The sequence below is a fragment of the Nostoc sp. 2RC genome (assembly GCF_014222165.1).
In the GTDB taxonomy this organism is placed as follows: domain Bacteria; phylum Cyanobacteriota; class Cyanobacteriia; order Cyanobacteriales; family Nostocaceae; genus Nostoc; species Nostoc linckia.
Map to the genome: position 1 here is coordinate 1 of NZ_JACKZU010000087.1, position 24114 is coordinate 24114.

The 24114-nt window shown below is 38.6% G+C and carries 18 protein-coding genes and 1 tRNA gene; 11 read left to right on the top strand and 8 right to left on the bottom strand.

Features of this window, described 5'->3' with window-relative positions:
* The first annotated feature begins 322 nt into the window (after positions 1 to 322).
* The 3 genes from GNE10_RS12520 (at position 323) to GNE10_RS12530 (ending at position 3750) form a co-directional block, all read left to right on the top strand.
* Positions 323 to 1045, top strand: coding sequence for a molybdopterin-dependent oxidoreductase (locus tag GNE10_RS12520; RefSeq protein WP_185565458.1), 723 nt, complete (start codon positions 323 to 325; stop codon positions 1043 to 1045).
* A gap of 103 nt (positions 1046 to 1148) precedes the next feature.
* On the top strand, positions 1149 to 2582 hold the full coding sequence (locus tag GNE10_RS12525; RefSeq protein ID WP_099065978.1) for a bifunctional orotidine-5'-phosphate decarboxylase/orotate phosphoribosyltransferase: 1434 nt from the start codon (positions 1149 to 1151) through the stop codon (positions 2580 to 2582).
* Positions 2583 to 2649: 67 nt separating this feature from the next.
* Positions 2650 to 3750, top strand: a complete 1101-nt coding sequence (locus GNE10_RS12530) for an AI-2E family transporter (RefSeq protein WP_185565459.1) — start codon at positions 2650 to 2652, stop codon at positions 3748 to 3750.
* Positions 3751 to 3824: 74 nt separating this feature from the next.
* Here GNE10_RS12530 and GNE10_RS12535 read toward each other — a convergent pair whose 3' ends face one another.
* Complete coding sequence (locus GNE10_RS12535) at positions 3825 to 5300, bottom strand: MlaD family protein (RefSeq protein WP_185565460.1); 1476 nt, start codon at positions 5298 to 5300, stop codon at positions 3825 to 3827.
* A 330-nt stretch (positions 5301 to 5630) separates the two neighbouring features.
* Positions 5631 to 6413 carry an ABC transporter ATP-binding protein gene (locus GNE10_RS12540; RefSeq protein WP_185565461.1) on the bottom strand — a complete coding sequence of 261 codons (783 nt, stop codon included), beginning with the start codon at positions 6411 to 6413 and terminating at the stop codon, positions 5631 to 5633.
* A 992-nt stretch (positions 6414 to 7405) separates the two neighbouring features.
* On the opposite strand from GNE10_RS12540, the gene GNE10_RS12545 reads away from it, so the two are divergent.
* Complete coding sequence (locus tag GNE10_RS12545; protein WP_185565462.1) at positions 7406 to 8443, top strand: low specificity L-threonine aldolase; 1038 nt, start codon at positions 7406 to 7408, stop codon at positions 8441 to 8443.
* 150 nt (positions 8444 to 8593) lie between these two features.
* Here GNE10_RS12545 and cobA read toward each other — a convergent pair whose 3' ends face one another.
* The 3 genes from cobA to GNE10_RS12565 form a co-directional block, all read right to left on the bottom strand.
* Complete coding sequence (gene cobA / locus GNE10_RS12555) at positions 8594 to 9373, bottom strand: uroporphyrinogen-III C-methyltransferase (RefSeq protein ID WP_185565463.1); 780 nt, start codon at positions 9371 to 9373, stop codon at positions 8594 to 8596.
* Entirely contained in the window at positions 9370 to 10116 is a 747-nt protein-coding gene (locus GNE10_RS12560) for a sirohydrochlorin chelatase (protein ID WP_185565464.1), read from the bottom strand. Before GNE10_RS12560 ends, cobA begins: the two co-directional genes overlap by 4 nt.
* A gap of 218 nt (positions 10117 to 10334) precedes the next feature.
* A complete protein-coding gene (locus GNE10_RS12565) occupies positions 10335 to 10718 on the bottom strand; it encodes a DUF4359 domain-containing protein (protein WP_099065987.1) in 384 nt (127 codons plus the stop codon).
* 123 nt (positions 10719 to 10841) lie between these two features.
* Between GNE10_RS12565 and GNE10_RS12570 the strand changes: the two genes are divergently transcribed.
* Positions 10842 to 10914: transfer RNA gene (locus tag GNE10_RS12570), tRNA-His, on the top strand.
* Positions 10915 to 12129: 1215 nt separating this feature from the next.
* Positions 12130 to 14550 carry a sucrose synthase gene (locus GNE10_RS12580; RefSeq protein ID WP_185565473.1) on the top strand — a complete coding sequence of 807 codons (2421 nt, stop codon included), beginning with the start codon at positions 12130 to 12132 and terminating at the stop codon, positions 14548 to 14550.
* Between the two features lie 149 nt (positions 14551 to 14699).
* Here the strand turns inward: GNE10_RS12580 and GNE10_RS12585 are convergent, their stop codons facing one another.
* Together GNE10_RS12585 and GNE10_RS12590 are read right to left on the bottom strand one after the other, a co-directional pair.
* Positions 14700 to 15254 (bottom strand): peptidoglycan-binding protein, encoded by a 555-nt coding sequence (locus GNE10_RS12585; protein ID WP_185565465.1) that lies wholly within the window; start codon positions 15252 to 15254, stop codon positions 14700 to 14702.
* Between the two features lie 786 nt (positions 15255 to 16040).
* Positions 16041 to 16757 (bottom strand): ROK family protein, encoded by a 717-nt coding sequence (locus GNE10_RS12590; protein WP_185565466.1) that lies wholly within the window; start codon positions 16755 to 16757, stop codon positions 16041 to 16043.
* Positions 16758 to 17108: 351 nt separating this feature from the next.
* On the opposite strand from GNE10_RS12590, the gene GNE10_RS12595 reads away from it, so the two are divergent.
* The 3 genes from GNE10_RS12595 (at position 17109) to GNE10_RS12605 (ending at position 19716) form a co-directional block, all read left to right on the top strand.
* Entirely contained in the window at positions 17109 to 17924 is an 816-nt protein-coding gene (locus GNE10_RS12595) for a creatininase family protein (protein WP_185565467.1), read from the top strand.
* A gap of 207 nt (positions 17925 to 18131) precedes the next feature.
* A complete protein-coding gene (locus tag GNE10_RS12600; RefSeq protein WP_185565468.1) occupies positions 18132 to 18638 on the top strand; it encodes a 2TM domain-containing protein in 507 nt (168 codons plus the stop codon).
* A 424-nt stretch (positions 18639 to 19062) separates the two neighbouring features.
* The gene (locus GNE10_RS12605; protein ID WP_185565469.1) at positions 19063 to 19716 is read left to right on the top strand and encodes a hypothetical protein; all 654 of its coding nucleotides are present in this window, start codon (positions 19063 to 19065) and stop codon (positions 19714 to 19716) included.
* Between the two features lie 12 nt (positions 19717 to 19728).
* On the opposite strand, the gene GNE10_RS12610 is transcribed toward GNE10_RS12605, so the two are convergent.
* On the bottom strand, positions 19729 to 21552 hold the full coding sequence (locus GNE10_RS12610; protein WP_185565470.1) for an ABC transporter ATP-binding protein: 1824 nt from the start codon (positions 21550 to 21552) through the stop codon (positions 19729 to 19731).
* 824 nt (positions 21553 to 22376) lie between these two features.
* Between GNE10_RS12610 and GNE10_RS12615 the strand changes: the two genes are divergently transcribed.
* Entirely contained in the window at positions 22377 to 22733 is a 357-nt protein-coding gene (locus tag GNE10_RS12615; RefSeq protein ID WP_185565471.1) for a hypothetical protein, read from the top strand.
* A gap of 221 nt (positions 22734 to 22954) precedes the next feature.
* A complete protein-coding gene (locus GNE10_RS12620) occupies positions 22955 to 24076 on the top strand; it encodes a TOMM precursor leader peptide-binding protein (protein ID WP_185565472.1) in 1122 nt (373 codons plus the stop codon).
* Positions 24077 to 24114: the final 38 nt, after the last annotated feature.

The following is a 24114-nucleotide window of genomic DNA, read 5'->3' on the forward strand; positions in this document are numbered from 1 at the left end:
CCCTTCCCCAAACCGTATTGAGTAGTCAGCGATGCTTTGAATTGGGGGCTACTTCGATACAGGACTTACCTAGCTGGCATAGCGCGATCGCTATTTTATAGTACATATATACTGCATTAAATTGGCGTACACAGAACCCATCGCTGAAATTAGTAGCAGTAATTCGCTGTGTCAAGTATTCTTCAAATCATGAGAGAATGAGTTAAAGATTAATAAAATAAATCTTGTAGTTGATGAGATTGACTAAACTTAACTATTGCCAGTACTTGTTAAGTTATTATTATTGCCCTCTCGACAAGTTACAAATATTAACTTCTAAATTATGAACTTATTTGGTGTCAAACCTTTGCAGTTATCACGCCGCAATTTTTTACAAATCTCTGGAGTTTCCGGAGTCAGTTTTCTCCTTGGTGGCTGTGGAACACCAATATTTGAAGATGTTGTGGGTAAACTTTCTGAACCACTCAATCAAAAAGTAGAAAAGTTAATCTTTCAACCACAAAAGCTTGTACGAGAATTTTCTATTCATGAAATTGAACCAGAAGCATTAATAGTTAATAGCTTTAGATATAATCCCATTATTGATTTACAAAAGTATCGTTTAATTGTAGATGGTGAAGTGAATAATCCTCTCAGCCTGAGTATGGCAGAAATTCAAGCTTTGCCGCTAACATCTATGATTATTCGCCATGTTTGTGTGGAAGGTTGGGCTGCGATCGTTCAATGGGGTGGTGTACGTTTGCAAGAAATTATTGCTCTTGCTCAACCCAAACCCAATATCCAATACGCTTACTTTAAATCAGCTGATGGCTATTACGAAAGTTGGGATATTGCTTCAGTGTTGCATCCCCAAACTTTATTAGCTTACCAAAAAAACGGTGAGACTTTGCCAGTAGAAAATGGTGCGCCTCTGCGTTTAGCTTCACCAATTAAATTAGGTTACAAACAAAGTAAATGGGTGATTCAAATTACACTGACTAATTATTTATCCCCTTTTAAAGGCTATTGGGAGGATCAAGGTTACGAATGGTTTGCAGGAATTTAAAGATTTATAATTTTGAGTAATAACTGGCACATTCATTGATTGCTCGATACATAAAAAATGTGATTTTGGAAATTTGAATATTAGTATTTTGAAATTTTAAAATATGAACTTTTTTGATAAATTGAATCGAAATATTTTGCAAAATCAAAGTCTCCTATTTGTAGGACTCGATCCTAATCCAGAGATGATGCCTACTCGTTATGAATCGGAAGATATCATTGCTGGTTTGGGTGAGTGGTTAGAATTTATTATTTCTCAAACCTCCGATTTTGTTTGTGCTTATAAACCGACACTTGGCTTTTATGAAGCTTTAGGTATTCCCGGTTTACAACTACTGCAAAAAACTTTAACAGCTATTCCATCTCACATCCCAGTTATTTTAGATGCTAAACACAGTGACTTAAATACCAGTAACATTTTTGCTCGGACTGTGTTTACAGAATGGCAAGTAGATGCAATCACTCTCAGTCCCTATACAGGACAAGATCATGTAGTGCCTTTTTTGGTCTATCCTGATAAAGCTGTGTTTATTTTATGTTGCACTTCTAATCCAGGAGCAGAAGCTTTACAGCAGTATCCCACAAAGGAATCGCCTCTTTATTTACAGATAGTCAAAGAATCTAAAAATTGGGGAACTCCAGAACAATTGGGGTTGGAAGTAGGAACTACAAATTCTGAAGTTTTGGCAACTATTCGAGGAATTGCTCCTGAAAGAATAATTATGGCCCGTAGTATTTGGGCGGAGGGAGCAAACCTGAGGCAAATTTTAGAAGCTGGCTTAAATACTAACGGTGATGGTTTGCTGATTCCTGTTCCTCAAGATATGCTGGGAAGCCCACAATTATCTCAGGAAATCCAATCTTTACATACAGAAATTAATCAAATCAAAACTGAAATTATTCACGAAAATTCTACTTGTTCTGTGTGGTTTTCTGATGTTTGTTTGCTAAATCAACATCCCCAACAAAATTTGATTTTACAACTTTATGATATTGGTTGCATTATGTTTGGTAATTTTGTCCAAGCATCAGGAGCCGTATTTCCTTATTACATCGATTTACGCAAAATTATTTCCAACCCCCAGGTTTTCAATCAAGTTCTCACTGCTTATGAGGAGATTTTGAAGAACCTCAATTTTGATAGATTAGCAGGTATTCCCTATGGTTCTTTGCCAACCGCAACTGGTTTGGCTTTACGCCTTAATTGTCCAATGATTTTTCCTCGCAAAGAAGTAAAAGCTCACGGAACTCGAAGAGTAATTGAGGGTAATTTTCATCCTGGTGAAATCGTTGTGGTAGTTGATGATATTCTCATCAGTGGCAAAAGTGTGATGGAAGGAGCAGAAAAACTAGAATCAGCAGGATTAAATGTGAATGACATTGTAGTATTTATCGACCACGAACAAGGCGTAAAAGATAGATTACAGCAAAATGGTTATCGCGGCCATGCAGTTTTAACTATTTCGGAGATTACCAATACTTTATATCAAGCAGGAAGGATAAATGATGAGCAATTTTTAGCTTTTAATGAAAGTTAAAATTGGAGTAAAAACTAGAATGAGGGGTATGGGGAAAGATTTTGTTGTTTTACCAAATTGATTAAATATGAATTTTTCGCTCAGTCAACTACTTAGATGGTTAATTTTAACGCTGCTATTTCCTATAGTTTTTCTCAATTTTTGGTTAGCATCTCGGCTTTTTCAAAGTTTGCAACCTGTAGTCACAATTCTTTTATTGGCTACTTTGCTGGCGTTTATTTTAAACTTCCCTGTTTCAATTTTACAAAGGCAAGGTGTTAACCGTAATTATGCGGTAGCTTTAGTTTTTATCATCGCAACAGTAGTTTTTATAGCTTTAGGTATTATTTTATTACCTATTGTTTTAGAACAATTTAATGAGATGGTTAAAGTTTTGCCTCAATGGATTGATTCTAGCGAAGAAAAATTAGAGATTTTAAATCACTGGTTTTCTAGTCATAAATTAAATGTAAATTTCAGACAAGTATTCACAAAAGTTACCGACCAATTACCCAATGAATTAGAGTTTATTTCAGATAAACTTTTAAGTATTATTATTGATACAATTGATAATATATCTGAAGCACTAATTATTGTAGTGCTGGCTTTTTATCTATTGTTAGACGGGCCGAGGATTTGGGAGGGATTATTTAATAGATTACCTGGAAGTTTTGCTCCCAAAGTCAGCCAGTCGATTCAGCTAAATTTCCAAAATTACTTGATTGGTCAAGGAACTTTGGCTTTACTGATGGGATTTTCAGAAACATTGGTATTTTTAGTTTTTCAAGTGCAATTTGCTTTGCTATTTGGTTTGGGGGTTGGGCTTTTGAGCTTAATTCCCTTTGGTGATGTGGTTAGTCTTGTTGTCATAACTTTAATCATCGCTTCACATAACTTGTGGTTAGCAGTGAAAGTTTTCGTGCTAGCTGTGGTAATTGACCAGTTCATCGATCAGGCGATCGCCCCTCGTCTTTTAGGTAAATTAACTGGTATCCGACCAATATGGGTATTAGTTGCTTTGCTTGTGGGTACTAATATTGGTGGAGTTTTAGGGTTGTTAATCGCTGTACCTGTAGCTGGTTTTATTAAAGATGCAGCAGAAGGTTTTTCAAAAGTTGGTGATTTTGAAAATGCTGTGGAAGCTAAACCGCCATCAGAATTATTAGCAGAAGAATCAATATTGCAATAAATGGCGCACAGAAGAAAACGTAAAAAGTCTAATGAAAATGTCTTCGTTTTCTCTGTCCCTATTTTTATATTTGCTTATTTTTCCGTCTTCAATTGTTCGCGTTGCTTACCATATTCTCGCAACTGTTTCAAAAGATTTTCTTGGGATGAGTTAGGGATAGATGGACTAGGAATTACTTGAGAATTGTTACTATTCTCAAAAGTTGGAGGTTGATTCACTGCATAAACCTGTGGATTTTTCTGAGGTTCAATATTTGGTAAAGGCGACTTGAAAAGCGGTTTTCCATCGGATATTTGCTCTGGAATTACTACTGGGGTACGAATTACATTATTTGGTTTGTTGACAACAGTTTTGACGGAATCTAGAGTAGTAGCAACCTGCACTTGTTGTTGCATATTTTGTGTAGAAGAGACTAAACTACTTAGACCATTTACAAGTTGGCGGAGATTTTGGCGGAAAGTAGGATCGCCGGTCAATTCATCTAAATCAGAGGTAATTTTTTGGGTGTTTTCAAAAGTTACCCTTGCTGAATCTAAAGTTTGTTGCAATACGACAATATTCTTCGGATCGTTTAAGGTTTTAGTAGCATCACGTAAATTAGCTGAAGCTTGTGCTGCGTTGTTGGAAAGGGCTTCTAAATTGTTGAGTAATTCTCCTTGAGTGAAGCGATTGACAGCTGGCGATAAACTACTAACCGTCACCCGTAATTGATTGCTAGTTTCAGTAATATTGTTCAGTGCAGTAACTAGTGAAGAACGATTTGTGGTCAACAAATTATCTAGGTTCTTCAGCAATCGATTCGCTTGAATTGCAGTTGTCCCAAATTCATTTACTGTTTCAGTGGTAGATACATTCAGTTGATTAGTGGCGCGTTGCACTGAATTAGCCGTAGCTGAAAATGTATTTAATTGTTGTCGCAAACTTTTAGTTAAACCCCTTAAATCTTGACTTAAATCTGTAAAACTAGTTGCTGCAACTGTAGTAGCTTCTAAAACACCATTGACATTTTTATAAAATTTTGGATTGTTGTATACATTGGTGAGTTCAGTTGAACTACGAATGAGTTCATCAACACTAATACCAACTTGCCCTTTTAAGCGAGAGCCATTACAAACTATCAGGCTCGAATCACAATTTTTATCTAAAGGTTTAGCGATGGTAACTCCAGTAGGAAGCGTTGTTTTGGGTGTAATGTCAATAATACTTTCGCTAATTAATCCGCTTTGATTAGCTTCTATCACTACATTCCGGGGAATAATTAAGTCTCTTTGAACAATTTGAATCTCCACATCAATGACATTTGCTCCTGGTTTAATCCGGGAAATATTTCCTACCTTAACGCCACGATAGCGGACTGTCGTTCCCTTTTGCATTCCCCCAGCGTTAGCAAATTCGATAATAGCTTTGTATGTACCGCTAGTGGCATTTAATCTATTTATCCATAGTAAGAGTATTCCAAATACTCCTAGCCCCAATAACAGTAACAATCCCACAGAACCTTCTCTAAATGTTCGCCCAGACGCGAAGCGGCTTGTCATCAAACCTCGCATTTTTCCCTCCGTCAAATAATTAGTTATAAATTAAAAGTTAAGAGTTAGGAGTTAGGAGTTAAGGGTTAGGAGTTAGGAGTTTGGAGTTAGGGGTTAGGAGTTTGGAGTTATGGGTTAGGAGTTAGGAGTTAGGAGTTTGGAGTTAGGGGTTAGGGGTTAGGAGTTGAATTTAACTTTTAATTTTTAACTCTTAACTCTTCACTCCTAACTATTCCTAACTCTTAACTCCTAACTATTCCTAACTCTTAACTCCTAACTCCTAACTCTTAACTTTTCATTCCTAACTCTTCATTCTTAACTCTTCATTCTTAACTCTTCACTCCTAATTTTTTAACCTACGACCTGAATCGGCCCTTTGACACTTCCACTAATAAATTGCTCGATCAAAGGATTTTTTGTGCTGTATACTTCACTAACTGTACCCTGCCACTGTACTTTACCTTCATACAGAAATATAAGTCTATCAGTTGTACGGCGTATAGTGCTATCTTGGTGAGTAACAACAACATAAGTGCTACAAACTCCATGCGTACATTGCAAACGGCGGATTAAATCTTCTATTACTGTGGAAGCAATGGGATCGAGTCCGGCTGTTGGTTCGTCATAGAGTAAAACTTCTGCACCTTCTGTAGGATTATCAGGGTTAGCCATAATTGCACGGGCAAAACTGACTCGTTTTCGCATTCCTCCGGAAAGTTCTGATGGGTAAAGGTCACTGATTCCTGACAAGCCTACCATTTCTAATTTTTCTTTGACCAAATCTCGAATGCGCGATCGCGGTAACTTGGAATTTTGATAAAGTAAAAATCCCACGTTCTCCTCCACTGTCAGCGAATCAAATAACGCCGCCTGTTGAAACACCATACCAATTCCAACAGACTCGGTACCATCTTCAATCAAACCCTTTCGTCGCACTCCTTGAACATAAATTTCTCCTGTATCGGGAGCCAGTAAACCTGCGATTACCCGTAAAATTGTCGATTTACCAGTCCCCGATGGGCCAATAATTCCTAGTGCTTCTCCTCGGTAAATTGTTAAATCTACATTATCTAGAACTTTATGGTTACCAAAGGACTTAGAAACACTTTTGAGTTCAATTAATGGTTCAGTCATTGGTCATTAGTTATTAGTCATTGGTTATTAGTTATTAGCCATTAAGGAAGCAGATTGCATTGTAAGTCAATGTATATATAATCTCAAATTTCCAATGGAAAATGCTCTGACAAATTACAAAGGACAAATATGCTCGATAGTGATGTCATAGTTACTGACAGGGGATTGTGTAGTATATCATCGGTATATGATTAGTATTTTAATTAGCAAACTTTATTTTTTTAGCACAATATTCAGTTAAAAGCTTTAACATCGCAAAATACCCCAATAAGTAGGCCGATGTAAATAATTATTGTTGGGATAAGGCAGGGGGCAGGGAGCAGGGAGCAGGGGGAGAAAGAGTTTGAGCCTTATTTACTTTTCTTTACATAGTTTGGTTTTATTTCACCGACTTACTTATACCTCTTGCAAAAGTTACTTTTGCTCATAGGGGGGAAAGGGAAAAGGGTTTTTATTTGCCCTTTACCCCTTACCCTTTTCCCCACTTCTCTTAGAAGTCTCATGTCAGCTTGACTGAAATCCCCTAGTAGTTGACTCAGCGATGGTAAACATGGACTCAGACGCTAGTTTTCTATGGACATCAGTAAATTAATTAGGACTTACGCAACGCCGATATTGTCATTGCGACCGAAACGGAGTGTAGGGAAGCAATCCCAGCGTCAGGGAGGATTACTTCTCTATCGCTCGTAATGACGGAATTACGTTATTTTTGCGTAAGTCCTGTTAATGATTTAACTGAAACATCAAGCACAGACTAAATGCCCCATTAATGCTAAGTAAGTCGGTGAAATAAAACCAAACTATGCAAAGAAAAGTAAATAAGGCTCAAACTCTTTCTCCCCCTGCTCCCTGCCCCCTGCCTTATCCCAACAATAATTATTTACATCGGCCTACTTAATAGCACCCTTGTATCATCGAAATCTTGAGTTGTCGTCTGGCAAAAATATTCACTAACATTGGAAAAAATACTGATAAAAATTAACTTAGAGATAATGACTATCCCCTCAGAACAGTTTGCAAGTGATAATTCCTCTGGTATATGTCCGGAAGCGCTGGAATATATGCTTAGGGCAAATCAAGGTAGCGTTCCAGCCTATGGTAATGATGAATGGACTCAAAAAGCCACAGATTATTTTCGAGAACTTTTTGAAATTGACTGTGAAGTATTTTTTGCCTTTAACGGTACAGCTGCAAATTCTTTATCTTTAGCGGCACTTTGTCAGTCATATCATAGTGTTATTTGTCATGAAACAGCGCACATTGAAACTGATGAATGCGGCGCGCCGGAATTTGCTTCTAACGGTTCTAAACTGCTACTTGCTCAAGGAAAAAATGGTAAGTTAACATCACAAGCTATAGAAGCAATTGTCACTCGACGTAATGATATTCATTATCCGAAGCCTAAAGTTATTAGTCTCACACAATCAACTGAATTAGGAACTTTATATTCTATTGAAGAACTTCTGCAAATTCAAGAAGTTGCTAAAAAGCATAATTTAAAAATCCACATGGATGGCGCTCGTTTTGCCAATGCAGTGGCCGCGATGAATAAAAGCCCTGCTGAGATTAGTTGGAAATCTGGCGTGGATGTATTGTGTTTCTGTGGTACTAAGAATGGAATGGCATTAGGTGAAGCGATTATTTTTTTCAATAAAGCATTAGCAGAAGATTTTGATTATCGGTGCAAACAAGCAGGTCAATTAGCTTCAAAAATGCGGTTTATCTCGGCTCCTTGGTTGGGTTTATTGGAAACTGGTGCTTGGCTCAAAAATGCTAGACATGCCAATCAATGTGCCGAATATTTAGAAAATCAGCTATTAAATATAGAAGGCGTTGATTTGATGTTTCCCAGAGAAGCCAATGCAGTATTTGTCAAATTACCCGAACAAGTTATTCACAGTTTAAAAGCCAAAAATTGGCAATTTTATACATTTATTGGTGTGGGAGGAGCGCGTTTTGTATGTTCTTGGAATACCACTCAATCCAGAATTGATGAGTTGATTGATGATATTAAGAATGCAATGGTTTAGGAAAACAGTAAACGATACAATAAAATGTGATGATAATTTCTGAAAACAGCAATGGTTCAAGCAACGGAATATCTTTACATTGTTAGAGATAATCAGATTTTGGGTGGTGAACCTATTATCATGTTAGTGGCAGTAGCTTTGCACTAATCATTAAACTGGACGACAACCAGATAAAATATCGTGCATTTTGACTACTTGTCCAATGACTGCGATCGCTGGCGCACCAAATCCAGTTTCTTCCACTTGCTGGACAATTGTCTCTAATGTGCCAATTAATTCTTCTTGTTCTGGGCGCGTACCCCAGCGTACCAAAGCAATGGGCGTTTCTAAACTTAACCCAGCCTGAGTTAATTCTTCCACAATATAAGGTAAATTGTGAATTCCCATATAAATCACAACAGTTTCCGAACCGTGGGCGATCGCACTCCAATTAACTAAGGGTTTATATTTACCCGTTGCTTCATGCCCAGTTACAAACGTTACCGAAGAACTATACAGTCTATGGGTTAATGGTATACCTGCATAGGCAGCAGCCGCAATCCCCGAAGTAATACCAGGCACAACTTCTACTGAAATCCCAGCATTGACTAATTCTGCCATTTCTTCGCCACCACGACCAAAAATAAAGGGGTCGCCACCCTTTAGCCGCACTACTATGGCACAATCTTGAGCTTTATCAATTAGCAGTTGAGTGGTTTCTTCTTGCAACAGCGAATGTTTTCCCCTGCGCTTACCAGCGTTAATTTGCTCGGCTAGAGGATTAATCATTGCTAGAATTGCTGGACTTACCAAAGCATCATAGATAACTACATCTGCACATTCTAATAAACCTTTCGCCTTGAGAGTTATTAGTCCTGGATCTCCTGGCCCCGCACCTACTAAATAAACTTTTCCCAAATATTTGTTCCTCTCTTTGACTGTGGGGTTCATTTGTCTGTTAAATCCCAAATTAAATCGGCTAATTCTGCACTTGCTCCTAGAGGTTGTGCCAAGTGAAAAGTTACTGCCGAAAATTGTAATTTTAGCGTTTCTACTGAGGCGGCGATCGCATCGGTTATTCCACCTGCGAATAAAAAATATGGCAAAATTGCAATTTCCCGATAACCAGCAGTAACCAACTCTTTCACCCGTGATTCTAAACTACCAGCTACAGACCAGTAAGCAACCACCGCTCCCAAATTCGCCGCCATTGCTTCCACTGGTTTTTGAGAATCAGGGCGACGGCTACCATGAGATAAGAGAATCCATGCTTGTGCTTCTATTTTAGCAACTTGGTGCCAGAGCAATTTTTTCAAATCTGGGTGAGAACCCAAGTATGGTTGCAATTCAATCGTGATATCTTCACCAGTGGACTGTTGCGCTAAAGCTACTTCAGCAGGAATATCCGTCATCACATGCACTCCCGGCAGCAGAAAGAGCGGTACAATCTTGAGGCGATGGTGATTTGCAGACACTTTATCAAAGCCAAAAGCAGTCTTAGCAAATTCTTGAATCTGTTGGTGTAGAGGCTTTTGACTCATTTCCAAAGCAGCTATACCTACTAGATGTTCGCCACTTGTTTGATTGTGATTCTTTTCTAATTTCTGACACACCAGCCTTGCAAGTTCCTGCATAGCAATTTCTGGACGGCGATCGCGACTTCCGTGAGATACCAACAGATATGCAGATGACATAGGCAAGGTTAAACTTTCAGTGAGCAGTTTTCATATTTTACGTGAAGGACTGGGTGTTGTAATGATTGTTGGCGGTTGAGTGTTGACGGTTGACGGTTGACTGTTGACTGATGAATTATTTTCCTTGTCTCCCTTATCTCCCTTATCCCCAGTCCCCAAATTCTACCTCACCAGGAACTAGCGATCGCCATCACTAACATACATCTTCTCTATCTTGCCTATTGCTGTTCCGCAGTAAAAGTATAAAATTGATCGAAAGCTCCCACCGTTTCAAATTTGTAAGCAGGTACCCAAGAACTGACCTTTAAATCTGTGCGGTAGACACTAAAAAAAATATAATTTTGCCGTTCTGTAGTTCTATTAATAATTTCCTGCATTTGCGGGTTAGCTCGATCCACTAATTTCTCGCAATTAAAACGAATTAAATTTTCGATGAAGTTCGTAGTTTTTTTACATACATCGGTTTTTAAGTAGCTTGCCAACCGTTGCACTGCATATTCTTCATAGGCAACTTGACTCGGATTAGTCTTCGCCATTGTCACACCTAAGGCGGCTAGTCCTGCTGCTGCTCCAGTATACGCGATGATGGTTAACGGTTTCATGTTTCCTAAGTGAAAGTCATTATAAATGTTAAATTCCAGAGACTCTAAATGCAATTCATCCGTTCCAAAAATAAAAACTCTGGATCGTTTCCTGAGATAAGTGCTATAATCAGTAAATGAATGGCGAGCGTAGCCAAGTGGTTAAGGCAGTGGTTTGTGGTACCACCATTCGTGGGTTCGAGTCCCATCGTTCGCCCTTATTATTATTTATAGACTTAAAAGTTCAGCAAAACTGAGCCAGGATATACATTAATGTAGTATATAAGTAATTATATGTATATAAGCAAATTTACTTGCTTAAGTACAATCAGGTAATCTGAAGTTTTTGAAAAACTCCCGTGTCCATTAACGGCCTGACTCAACAAATCCAATTCATCATCGAAATCCATCGCCTGAAATTAATACTCCGTCAAACTTTACTAACTGACGGTTCGCGTCAAGAAAGATGATTTACTTGTGCTAAATCCTTGGAGGAGCATTGAGATTCTGACTGTCCAATAATTTTTGGCAAAAAATTAGGATGAATCATCCTTTAAGGAAAAATACGGCTTTTATTTACTAAATAACCCAGAATTATACTAGACTTCTTGCAGAAGTGGGGAAAAGGGTAAAGGGTAAAGGGTAAAGGGCAAATAAAAATCCTTTTCCCGGTTGGTGAGCTTGTCGAACCATTAACCTTTTCCCTTTCCCCCTCTTGCAAAAGTAACTTTTGCAAGAGGTCTACTGTAAACATAAAATTCCCGACTTCTGTAAGAAATCGGGAATTTTAGCTGTGAGAATTTTGTTTTGGAAAGGAATTTCAATTGTTAAAAGAGACCTAAAAGAATGATGAAAGTCAAACCACAAAAGGCAAGCAAAGAAATAATCATAATGTTGCCTACGCTGTGGTCAGAAGATGTTAAGTTGTGTGTATTGTCCGCCATATAATCGACCTGATTGAAAAATCTTGATGATGAAATTATAACTAAGCTGAATTAAGATGAGTGGAGCTAAAATCAAAAGTTGATTTTAATTCATCTAAGTTTAACTTCAGATTAACGTTGAAGCGAAAAAATAACTTTTGTTTCAGGTTTTTGAAGAATAGAATTATAGCAATGGCAGAATTCATAACTCACAGACAATTTATTACGAATTGGAAATTATAATAAGAGTTGGTTCGCCAATGATTGTATCAGTTATTTAACAACATCTGTCAAAAGAAAGAACAATAGTATTCCTTTGGTGAGAGCCAAAAATACTGAGTAATAGATACTTTAAGTAAAGTACAAGATGATTTCAGTGCTGCTGAAAAGTAGATACTCGTAGATACACAGGTAATATGTTTTATCTGTGTGATTTTGTGTTTGTTTCTACGCAGTTAGACAAAAGTACTGAAAGTTAAATGCAAACATCGTCATCCACTGGAGTTACCATGTCTGAATTGCTGCAAGCAGTCTTAGATAGTGAAGAAAAAAATGATTTGCGTTCCTTTATTAGTGAATTACGCCAACAAGAAAAGAAGTACTTGCTGCGAAATGACATACTCAATGTATACGCTGAATATTGTTCCAAGTACCAGAAACCTGAGGCATTTTACACTACATCTGACTTAAGTAAACTCATTTACTACACTCAGGAAATTATTCAAGAGGACTCAAACTTCTGTTTCATTATTCGTTCTAAAATTGCCAGTCAAGAAGTCTATTGGTTAACGTCAGACTTGAGTGTTGAGCCGATGACGGTGCAGGATTTACTAGATTTACGCGATCGCCTGGTGAATAAATATCATCCTAGCGACGGCGACCTGCTAGAGTTGGATTTCGGCCCGTTTTATGATTACACCCCAGTTATCCGCGACCCGAAAAATATTGGTAAGGGGGTACAATTTCTCAACCGCTATCTCTCTAGCAAAATATTTCAAGACTCCAAACAATTGCTAGAAAGCTTGTTGAATTTCTTGCGTTTACACCAATACAACGGCGTACAATTGCTGGTAAACGATCGCATCCAATCCCAGCAGCAACTTTCCGACCAAGTTAAGAAAGCCATAGGCTTTGTTAGCGATCGCCCCGATGATGAACCCTACGAAAAATTCCGTTTCCAGTTGCAAATAATGGGTTTTGAACCGGGTTGGGGTAATACCGCAGCCCGCGTGCGAGATACTCTAAATATTCTCGATGAATTAATTGATTCTCCCGATCCCCAGACCTTAGAAGCCTTCATTTCTCGCGTTCCAATGATTTTTAGAATCGTCCTGGTGTCAGCCCACGGATGGTTCGGACAAGAAGGCGTTTTGGGGCGTCCTGATACTGGCGGTCAAGTGGTTTACGTCCTTGACCAAGCAAAAAGTCTAGAAAAACAATTGCAAGAAGATGTTTTTCTAGCTGGCTTAGAAGGATTGAACGTCCAGCCAAAAGTGATTATTCTTAGCCGCTTGATTCCTAATAGTGATGGTACCCTTTGTAATCAACGGCTAGAAAAAGTTTATGGCACAGAAAATGCTTGGATTTTGCGAGTCCCTCTGCGGGAATTTAATCCAAATATGACTCAAAACTGGATTTCCCGGTTTGAGTTTTGGCCTTATCTGGAAACTTTCGCCATTGACTCTGAAAGAGAACTACGGGCAGAATTTCATGGTAGACCAGACTTAATAGTTGGTAACTATACTGATGGAAATTTAGTAGCATTTTTGTTGGCGCGACGGATGAAAGTCACGCAATGTAATATTGCCCATGCTTTGGAAAAATCTAAATACTTGTTTAGTAACCTTTACTGGCAAGATTTAGAAGATAAATATCATTTTTCCTTGCAATTTACAGCCGACTTAATTGCTATGAATGCTGCCAATTTTGTGATTAGCAGCACCTACCAAGAAATTGTGGGAACCCCCGATAGCGTGGGACAGTACGAATCTTATAAATGCTTCACCATGCCGGAGTTATACCATGTAACCAATGGCATTGAATTATTCAGTCCCAAATTTAATGTTGTACCGCCTGGAGTCAACGAAAATTACTATTTTCCCTACACCAGGACTCAAGATAGAGTAGAAAGCGATGGCCAGCGCCTTGCTGAAATGCTTTTTACCTTAGATGACCCAGGCCAAATTTTTGGCAAACTTGACGATCCTCACAAGCGTCCTCTGTTTTCAATGGCGCGTCTTGACCGCATCAAAAACCTCACAGGCTTAGCTGAATGCTTTGGTCAAAGTAAAGAATTACAAGAACATTGCAACTTAATTTTAGTGGCTGGTAAGTTGCGTGTAGAAGAATCCGAAGACAACGAAGAACGAGATGAAATTGTCAAACTTTACCGCATAATTGACGAATACAATCTCCACGGAAAAATTCGCTGGTTGGGCGTGCGCTTGTCCAAAACTGATTCTGGTGAAATTTACCGAGTGATTGCTGACCACCAAGGAATTTTTGTCCAACCAGCTTTATTTGAAGCTTTCGGTTTAACAATTTTAGAGGCGATGGTTTCAGGATTACCGACCTTCGCTACACAGTTTGGCGGGCCGCTAGAAATTATTCAAAACAAAGTTAATGGATTCTACATTAACCCGACAAATTTAGAGGAAACAGCAACAATAATTGTGGACTTTATCACTAAGTGCGAACAAAATTCACATTATTGGAATGAAATTTCCCAGCGAGCCATTGACCGAGTTTACAGTACCTATACTTGGAAAATTCACACCACCAAGCTGTTATCACTAGCACGAATTTATGGCTTTTGGAACTTTACTTCCAAGGAAAACCGAGAAGATTTGTTGCGTTATATAGAGGCTCTATTCTATTTAATTTACAAGCCAAGAGCGCAACAGTTATTGGAGCAGCATAAGTACCGATAATTTAGTTAGGAGTGAGGATTGAGGAGTGAAGAGTTAAAAATCTATGAAGAATGAAAATTTTATAACTCCTAACTCCCAACTCCCAACTCCTAACTCCCAACTCCCAACTCCTAACTCCCAACTCCTAACTCCCAACTCCCAACTGTCAACTAAATTGTTAGCGCGCGCCAAGTTCGCTGACCTACGACTCCATCCACTGCTAAGTTCCGCTGGTTTTGAAATGCTTTGACAGCAGTTTCCGTCAGCGCCCCAAAGATTCCATCAACTCTAACGGTATATCCGTTAGAGACCAAAAGACGTTGTAAAGCTCTGACAGCCACACCAGAACTACCAAAATAAAGAGTTGGTAGAGGCTGTGTACTATATTTATCAAATTTTCCCCCAGACTTTGTAGGATTTTCCCCTACCGATTGAGAATATTTCTGAGGCTGTACTAAACCACCAGAAGCTGTGAACTGATTCTTATTGTCAATTTTTTGAACTGTATGTTCTTTTTCTAGCGCGATCCCTCTTAAAGAAGCGTGCAAATTTGCATCTGTTTGTATGAATTCAGGTGGTGTGACTTGAGCAGTTGTTTCTAATTGACTGCCTTTTGACTGGTTAATGTCATGTTCCATCTGAAATAATTGCTGTTCTGGCAAATTAGGCCCAGATGCTTGTCTTGCTGTTAAAACGCCCGTCATCATCAGGCCAATTTCAGTCATTGTCGTTCATTTTAGTTAAACCAATATTTCTTTTAACAAACAACAGTACAGCTGTCCGGGATACTGGATACTGTTGCAATAAAAAAATCAACTAGTAATTTTTTGACATACAGCAGATTTAAAGTAAAGTGAATTACACAAATATGTGTCTAGTAGCCAACCAGAAAGCGTGTTTTAGTTTCCAATTTTGACTACCAAATTCTCAATTCTGCTATATGTAATATTTTTTCTCCCTCCCATTTTGCCTAATTAGACTAATATCATTAGTCTTTGTGCTTTTTTTATCTTTGATTCAGCTATCAACTTGTAAGATATCTTTTCTAAATCAATGGTTTAGACAATAACATACTATGCGATCGTATGGGAATGCGATCGCACAAATTTGTCTAGTCATCTTTGGCTGACGCTTGGTATGCTGATGCAGCCTTATCATATTTATCCTGCAAGCAAAAATACTATTGGATTTTCAGAGTTAATTTTTTGAACATTCATTGATGTAGTATTTGGCAACAATGATAAGCTCTCGATCCCAATAATTTGTCTTCCTTTGGAGAGGATTATCTACTTTTTATCCTTCAATATTATCTTGATGGATACATCGTGTTGGTTGCAGTATTATTTAGTTTTAGCAACTTTACTTATGATTACAGCTTTGCGTAAATTCATCATCAATTGAAGGTTAAAAATTCAACGCAAAGCCATGTACAACCCGATCCAAACAGACTTTTTCAGGAATTAAAGAAGCATTGTACTGAGAATACTTTGCTGTAAATATGGCAAAACATGTTACCTTTTTTCATCTCTCCACAAAGCAATACCGCCTAATAAACCAGTGATATTGGGGATAAGCTTTACATTTAAAGGTAACTGAAAATTCACTTTTACGGCTTCACCACCGCCGATATATAGATAATCATAATTGAACAAATGTTGCAAAGATGCGATGGCTTTTTGTAAACGCTTATTCCATTTTTTATCACCAATTTTTTCTAACTCTGCCCGTCCTAGTTGTTCTTCAAAAGTCTTTCCTTTGCGAAATGGATGATGTCCCATTTCCATATTCGGCACCAGCTTTCCATCCACAAACAAAGCCGAACCAAATCCCGTACCCAAAGTAATCACCAATTCTACACCTTTACCTGCGATCGCCCCAAGCCCTTGCATATCTGCATCATTAATTACTCGTGCAGGCTTGTTTAAGCGTTTTAGTAACGCTGTTTCCAAATCAAAGCCAATCCAATCTGGATGCAAATTTACTGCTGTTTCCGTAACTCCACACCGCACCACACCGGGAAAACCTACGGAAACTCGATGAAAGTCACCCTGCGCCGCCGCTAACACAGCAATTGCATTAATTACAACCTCAGGCGTAGCAGGTTGTGGCGTATCTAAACGTCCTCTTTCAGTTATTGGCTTTCCTGTAATGTCCAAAACTATCGCCTTAACTCCACTACCACCAATATCAACCGACAATGTACGAATCGATCCATTTTCTTCAACCATTGAGTTACATCCCTGTCACAGCTTGTTATTTCGTTATTATGCTTTGGTACATCTGGTAATATCCGGATATTTGGAGAGTCTTCATTATTGATGGGGCATGGGTATGGAAAGAGGGAAAAGGTTAAAGGTTAAAGGGAAAAAAATTAAAAAAGTCGGAAGTCAAAAGCGCAGTTTTGTAACGGGGATTTAGACCCCGCACGCCTAACTTTTCGCCTTAAAAGGCGAGTTTTTAGACCCGATTGTTTTGATAAATTTAATCTTTCCCCTTTTCCCCTTACCCTTTTCCCTTTCCCCTTTACCCTTTTCCCTTTCCCCATGCCCCATACCCTAAAATATAAACATTTCAGTAATATGCACAGCTTCATCCCTCCACAAAGATTTTTCCCCTATCTGAGTTGGACTGATATCCAGGCAATGCCAAATAAGGAAAATGTGGTTATTATCCAACCAGTAGGGGCAATTGAACAACATGGCCCCCATTTGCCATTAATTGTAGATGCTGCTATTGGTGTGGGGGTACTGGGTAAAGCATTGGAAAAACTCGATCCTAGTATTCCGGCTTATGCTTTACCAACCCTCTATTACGGCAAATCTAACGAACACTGGCACTTTCCCGGCACAATTACCCTCAGCACGGCAACTCTAACGGCAATCATTATGGAAGTGGGAGAAAGTATCTACCGTGCTGGGTTTAGAAAATTAGTGTTAATGAACTCCCACGGCGGACAACCCCAAGTCATGCAAATGGCGGCGCGGGATTTACACGTCCAGTATGATGATTTTTTGGTATTTCCGCTGTTTACTTGGCGCGTGCCTAATATTACTAAAGAATTATTGACACCGAAAGAAGCAGCGCTGGGAATGCACGCTGGAGATGCCGAAACTAGTATTATGTTATCGCTGTTGCCGGAACAAGTGCAGCTAGAAAAAGCCGTTGCAGAGTATCCACCAGAACCAACAGAAAGTAGTTTACTGAGTTGGGAAGGCAAGTTACCTGTGGCTTGGGTAACGCGAGATATCAGTGAAAGTGGAGTGATTGGTGACGCTACAACCGCAACTAAAGAAAAAGGCGATCGCATTCTCGAATCTGTGGCTAACGGTTGGGTACAGGTTATTCAAGATATTTACGCTTTTCAACAACCAAAAGTTCAAACTAAAAGGCAATAGGCATCAAGGCAATAGGCAACAGGTAAATCTACATAATTAAAATTAGGGGCAAAGAATCCGATTATTCAGGCAGGTTCTTTTCCCTATTGCCTATTGCCACAATAAATTTGTTAACCTAAGAATAATGGAAATAGTAGTACTAGCGTAGCTAGTTAAAATCCGTCGGATAATTAAGTTGCTATTGAAAATTTTATCAGAAACAGAATTATGACGGCCTTTGAACCTCAAAGCATCCGCTCTTATAACCAAGAAGATGTACAACAAATTCTACAGCTAGCGATCGCTCGTCAAGCTGATGATAAAGACAAAGAATTTTCCTACGAACAGATATTAGAAATTGCTGCTGAGTTAGAAATCTCACCTGATTCTTTAAAATTAGCAGAACGCGATTGGTTATTGCAACAAAGCCAAAGCCAACAACGAAAAGCTTTTGACGCTTACCGCAAGAGAAGATTTCAAAAACGTCTAGGCAATTATGCAATATTCAATGGCTTTTTGATACTGATAGATTTTATCACTGGTGGCGGAATTTCTTGGTCGCTGTACATTTTACTATTCTGCGGATTGCCAGTAGGGCTTGATGTCTGGAATACCTTTCAAATTAAAGGCGAAGAATATGAAATTGCATTCCAGAAGTGGAACCGCAAGCATCAAATCAAGAAAACCATCAGTACAGTTTTGAATAAATGGTTTAAAGGATTCCAGACTTATTAGATATTAGATATCGAAAACTTGGCCGATGGAGGATTAATGGTCTGTTGGTTCAATCTTTGCACCAAGTTTAAGAACTCGTCCGAGGTGTTATTCTTCTAAGCATCAAGCAATTTTATACCAATATCTATAATTTAAAAAGCCCTGAAAAAATCCAGGGCTTTGTTTTATATGCGGTTTATTAAATGCCAGCTAAAAATCTTTGCCAGCGGTTTCTATACATATAATCATCGCTCAATAGCTTCCTGAAAAATAGGGGGTAACTACCCAATTTCTACCCATCTTCTCTGGGTATCCCCTTAATACTTTCTTTAGAATTACACTCACTACTAGCATTTTTTGTACTAAATTATACTTAGTAAGTAAAACACTTACAGGCTAAAATAGAATTATTGGTCTAATTCATAATCTGCATTAGTATATTTTAATGACAAATAATTCAAATAACCCTAGAGAGTATGATGCTGTTTTAGGAAATCAACAAATTCCTGTATATGCCGCAGTGCTAGGAGGAATAGAGGGAGTAAAACATCAACTAGCAACTGATGCGATCGAACATCGAATTGCCGCTTTAAGCAAAGCACTAAAATATGGGGATAAAGGTTTAAATCTTGTTATACAGGCATTGTATGACCCAGAAGACCAACTAAAAGAAGAAGCTTATAGACTGCTAAAAAGCAGAGAAGAAGTAGAAATTCAGAATATATTACATGGATTTATTTCACAACATTATTTCATTCGTTTCGATGGGATTTATCAAGAGCGAGATCCAAAGGGTGGCTTTTATTATATAAAGTTTTACCCAGATGGAACAGTAATAACTGCATCATCTACAAGTGATAATACTCAACAAGTAGCAAAGTGGTTTTTTAAAGAAAATCACAGGTCATTTATTTCCAAAGGGACTTACACAGTTGAAAATGAAAATTTACAGTTTCCCGGAACTTGTAATAATGGAAAAGTAGATTATTGGGGAAAAATTCTCATACATAGCAATAGTCTTTGTCTCCAGTGGTACAGTCATATTAATGGTCGTAGCGGAGATTCTATGTATAATTTTATTCAATTAGATTATTTTTGATTTGCAAGTCCCTTACTGCTGGTCGGAAATACCGTAGTGTTGTGCCTGCATATTCCACAGCGTGGTATATTCACCTCCATGCTGTAAAAGTTCCTGATGAGTACCATCTTCAATTAAACGCCCAGCTTTGAGAACTAAGATGCGGTGAGCCATCCGCACTGAAGCTAATCTGTGGGTGATGAGAATAGTGGTTTTGCCCTCTGCTAACTCCATAAATCGCAGATAAAGATCGTATTCGCTGCGGGGGTCGAGTGCGGCTGTAGGCTCATCTAAAAGTAGTAATTGGGCTTGTTGGCGGACAAAAGCACGAGCGAGAGCTAACTTTTGCCATTGACCTCCAGAAAGTTCAGTTCCGCCAAACTGCTTACCCAGTGGCGTATCTTCCTTTGTGGGGAAATGCTCGACTAATTTGGCGATATCAGCTTTTTCAACGGCGTACTTTAGGATATCTGGAGACTCCAAAGCCGCTAGGTTGCCTAAAGCGATATTTTCTCCCAAGGTCAGGGCATAGTGTCCAAAGTCCTGAAAAACTCCAGCAATTTGCTGCCGCCATTGTTCTAAATTGAAATTTTTCAGGTCAATACCATCCACTAGAATCCTTCCTGTGGTTGGATCGTATAGCCTCGTCAACAGCTTAACTAGAGTAGTTTTACCAGCTCCATTTTCGCCTACGATCGCTACCGTTTGCCCAGAGTAAAGGGTAAAAGAAATATCCTTGAGAGCCAGCCTACCATCTGGGTAGCAAAAGTCAACTTTCTCAAAAGTAATACCTGAGCGAATGGGAGTTGGTATTTTCTCTCCAGGTATGCTCAATGGCATTGGAATTGGGCTATCGAGAAAATTGAAAAACTTCTGCATGTAGAGAACATTCTCAAACAAATCCAGCCAATTACCAACAAATCCTTCTAAATTATTCTGAAAATAAGTCAATGATTGCACGAACAAAAGTACGCTTCCTGGGGTGAAATCTCCTCTAAAAGCTTTATTTACTACCCAGTAAAAAGAAAAACCATTTCCTAAAGTACTCAAAATAGCTAAGCTAGATGACCAAAATGCTTGCTTGCCCCTCAGATAACGCATAGATTGATGTAAAGACTCGAATGCTTGCAGGTAACGCTCCATAAAAAACGAACCTAGCTTAAATAACCTGATTTCTTTAGCATAGGTGTCCGTGAGCATTACTGAAGTGTAATACTGCATTCTCCGAGCATGAGGACTGTTTTCAAATAAAGTTAGCCAAATAGCTCTACCATACTGGGAAGAAACCACTATTTGAGGTATAGTTGCTATCCCAATTACCAATGGTATCCAAAAAGCTAGGGGTACTAGTAGTCCAACAATAACAATCAAAGTTACTAAAGAGCGACCTAATTCAACCAAATTATTCAGCAAATTCAACGGCTTATAGTTAATTTGTTCTTGCAGAAGTTGTAGCTCATCATAAAATTGAGAATCTTCAAAACGACTCAAGTCTGGAAAAGAATCAGCTTTATGCATTAATAATAAGCTGATATGAGCAGTTAACTTATCATTGAGATTTCCTTGAAGTGCGAATATCCAAGGATACAAAAGTGTTTGTAATAATAAAGCTGCTACCCATGCTGCTACTAAAGGTAACAACATAGCATTACCTAATTCTTTGCCAGATGTTAATGCTGTTGCTACAGTATCCACCACTAGTTTAGTAATCCAAACACTGATAGCAGGAAGAATCCCCTGTAACAAAGTGACAGCAACCAAGACAAGCATTTCTTTAGGTGCTGCTGTCCATAACAAGGGTAGAGAACGAAATAAAACTCTAGTGTACTCTTTAAACCCAACTCTGAAATCGCTCATGAATTCAACCTGATTTTTATTAAGATACTTCTTTAATTTTCAACAATTATTGTTATTCAAGAATCTCCTGTTTATAATCGTAGTATGGTTATTTTTATTCAGGCGATCGCACTAATCTCAAATCTATAATCCAAGTCTGATAAGATATTGAGTCACAACTAGTCTGACGAGATAATCTTCTGCGTATAATCGGAGTATTACTACTTAACTAAAGTCGTATTCATAAATGAATAGAGTCACATTTTTACTGGAGGTAATCTGATTATTGAAAAATCGACTTTAACTCTCAAATTATTTCATATTCAAGATTTTTTTAATTTAATGACACACTATGGTAGCTTTTTTTAGTGTTATCAAGACTTAATTTCATCTGGCTTAGTTCAGAATGAAATTGTTATCTATAGTACAATATACCTCTTGAGAAAGAATAAAAAGCTCTAGAAACAGATATTGTTATAAGAATTAAAGGCTCACAAAAAGACTATTAGTTAATACAGTTCACTTAAGATTCGCTCCTCCCGAACCCTCCTGAAAAAGGAGAGAACTAAGCCCCCCAACTCCCCGTTCATTGGGGTATTTTCTGGAGCTACATGCTGTTAATTGAACAGTATTGCACTATTGGTTGGTGACGTTAATTACAGCAAAATTTTGAACAAAATTAAGCGTTGTTCAATGTTCTGGTCATTTATTCCAACTCACTTGTTGAAATAGCTATGCAACGGTGAAAATTTTGTTGACTCAAAAAGGTCATCAAAGTTTTTTCCGTAATGGAATGCAGATTTACAGACCAATCAAAGAATTGAAGTTCAAAGGATTAAGGAATCATGCTTGCACAAAAAACACTAACTCAACCAACACTAGAAATGCGTTTAATAGATAAAGCAGACAAACTAGAACAACTTCTGTTGTCTGATGAGGAAATAGCAGCTTTAGAAAAATTCGCAACCTCAGGAGTATTTGACTCTACGATTCAACAAAGATGGTTTGCTAGTTGTGGCGGATGTGGTGGATGTGGCGGATGTAGACCTTGTGGTGGATGTAGACCTTGTGGTGGATGCATACCATGTGGCGGATGTAGACCTTGTGGTGGATGTAGACCTTGTGGTGGATGTAGATTTCGCGATCAAAAAACACTATCTGGTGTCATAGAAGACACTGATGAAGTCGGATTTGGGTACTAAGGGACTTCCAAATAAAAAAATATTCTCTAGAAGGTTGTTGACTGTTGACTGTTAACTGTTAAGGGTTCACAGTTAACAATCAACGACTTGCAGCGGAATAATTTGTTTTTTGGAGTTCCCTAATTCAGTTCATCACACCATTAAAAGGTGATGGAATTTTGTGTTGACTGTTGACGGTTAACAGTCATCAGTCAACAGTTAACAGCCTTGTGAAAAAGCCTATGAAATTAAACGACGATCGCCGCCTGCGTCTACTAGAACATATCATTGTTGGCGTTATGCCGCCAGATTGTCATGACGAAGAAACCATGATATTCAAGACCACGCGGCGAACACTAGCAGTGAAAGGTCAAGCATTGCACGACGTAGAAAGGATTATTTTACCTTTATTAGACGGCTCCCGAACAATAGGAGAAATACGTGCTACCGTCGGCGAAAAGTTGACAGATTCTTCATTAAATCAATGTTTAGAGTTTTTGATGGACAATCGCTTAGTAGAAGAGTTTTTGGAAGATACAGTTAATGATTTAGATAGTCGTGCTTATTTACTCCCTCAAATCGGTCTTTATCATGAACTCGGCTTCGAGCAAAAGGATGTCCACAAGTACTTAACCAAAGCTAGAATTGCCGTTTTTGGACTTGCAGGTTCAGGGCTAGTAACAGCAATAAATCTAGCTAGTGCTGGTATCGGTTTTCTACGTCTGTGCGATGATACCTCTACAGTGGCATCGGATTCCTCGATGATGTCAGGCTTGGTATTTAATCAAATCGGTGCTTTTCGAGGTGTGGAAGCAGCTCGACAAATCGAGGCGATGGCAGGAGTCACCCGAACTGAAGTTGTAACAGATCCTTTAACTAACGACGAAACAATCAATGCTTTACTTGATGACGTTGACCTCGTTATTGTCGCCACCGATGCAGTATCAGTCAATCTAGCCTATCGCTTGAATAGACTATGCCTGAAAATGCAGCGTGCATTACTACCAGGTGGTGCTGCTGGTGTTGAAGGAACTATCGGCCCCTTGGTTTTTTCTCAGGATGGCCCTTGCTATTTGTGCTATCGAATGCGGGCTATGGCCTGTGCCAAACTTCCGGAAGCAGAGTTAGCAATCGAGCAGTTTCTCAACCGAGAACGCCGTACTCAACCAAGACTACGAGAAAACTTGCCCATAGGCCAGATGTTAGTTGGTAGTTACCTAGCTCTGGAAGCAGTCAAAATATTACTCGGTCTACCCATCGCCACTGACGGAAAATTATTACACCTCGATTTAATCGGCACAAAACTAACTCACAACGTTGTCTTAAAAAAACCTGGTTGTCCTCATTGTTCGGGGCAATCATAACAACTGACATATTGATTAGGAGGGGAATGGGGCAAATG

What these genes read in the sequence shown, in the direction of transcription:
- GNE10_RS12605 (WP_185565469.1), top strand. Translation starts at nt 19,063, where the DNA reads ATGACAAATAATTCAAATAACCCTAGAGAGTATGATGCTGTTTTAGGA.
- GNE10_RS12590 (WP_185565466.1), bottom strand. Translation starts at nt 16,757, where the DNA reads ATGGTTGAAGAAAATGGATCGATTCGTACATTGTCGGTTGATATTGGT.
- cobA (WP_185565463.1), bottom strand. Translation starts at nt 9,373, where the DNA reads ATGAACCCCACAGTCAAAGAGAGGAACAAATATTTGGGAAAAGTTTAT.
- GNE10_RS12540 (WP_185565461.1), bottom strand. Translation starts at nt 6,413, where the DNA reads ATGACTGAACCATTAATTGAACTCAAAAGTGTTTCTAAGTCCTTTGGT.
- GNE10_RS12585 (WP_185565465.1), bottom strand. Translation starts at nt 15,254, where the DNA reads ATGACTGAAATTGGCCTGATGATGACGGGCGTTTTAACAGCAAGACAA.
- GNE10_RS12545 (WP_185565462.1), top strand. Translation starts at nt 7,406, where the DNA reads ATGACTATCCCCTCAGAACAGTTTGCAAGTGATAATTCCTCTGGTATA.
- GNE10_RS12565 (WP_099065987.1), bottom strand. Translation starts at nt 10,718, where the DNA reads ATGAAACCGTTAACCATCATCGCGTATACTGGAGCAGCAGCAGGACTA.
- GNE10_RS12615 (WP_185565471.1), top strand. Translation starts at nt 22,377, where the DNA reads ATGCTTGCACAAAAAACACTAACTCAACCAACACTAGAAATGCGTTTA.
- GNE10_RS12520 (WP_185565458.1), top strand. Translation starts at nt 323, where the DNA reads ATGAACTTATTTGGTGTCAAACCTTTGCAGTTATCACGCCGCAATTTT.
- GNE10_RS12525 (WP_099065978.1), top strand. Translation starts at nt 1,149, where the DNA reads ATGAACTTTTTTGATAAATTGAATCGAAATATTTTGCAAAATCAAAGT.
- GNE10_RS12530 (WP_185565459.1), top strand. Translation starts at nt 2,650, where the DNA reads ATGAATTTTTCGCTCAGTCAACTACTTAGATGGTTAATTTTAACGCTG.
- GNE10_RS12580 (WP_185565473.1), top strand. Translation starts at nt 12,130, where the DNA reads ATGTCTGAATTGCTGCAAGCAGTCTTAGATAGTGAAGAAAAAAATGAT.
- GNE10_RS12560 (WP_185565464.1), bottom strand. Translation starts at nt 10,116, where the DNA reads ATGTCATCTGCATATCTGTTGGTATCTCACGGAAGTCGCGATCGCCGT.
- GNE10_RS12600 (WP_185565468.1), top strand. Translation starts at nt 18,132, where the DNA reads ATGACGGCCTTTGAACCTCAAAGCATCCGCTCTTATAACCAAGAAGAT.
- GNE10_RS12620 (WP_185565472.1), top strand. Translation starts at nt 22,955, where the DNA reads ATGAAATTAAACGACGATCGCCGCCTGCGTCTACTAGAACATATCATT.
- GNE10_RS12595 (WP_185565467.1), top strand. Translation starts at nt 17,109, where the DNA reads ATGCACAGCTTCATCCCTCCACAAAGATTTTTCCCCTATCTGAGTTGG.
- GNE10_RS12610 (WP_185565470.1), bottom strand. Translation starts at nt 21,552, where the DNA reads ATGAGCGATTTCAGAGTTGGGTTTAAAGAGTACACTAGAGTTTTATTT.
- GNE10_RS12535 (WP_185565460.1), bottom strand. Translation starts at nt 5,300, where the DNA reads ATGCGAGGTTTGATGACAAGCCGCTTCGCGTCTGGGCGAACATTTAGA.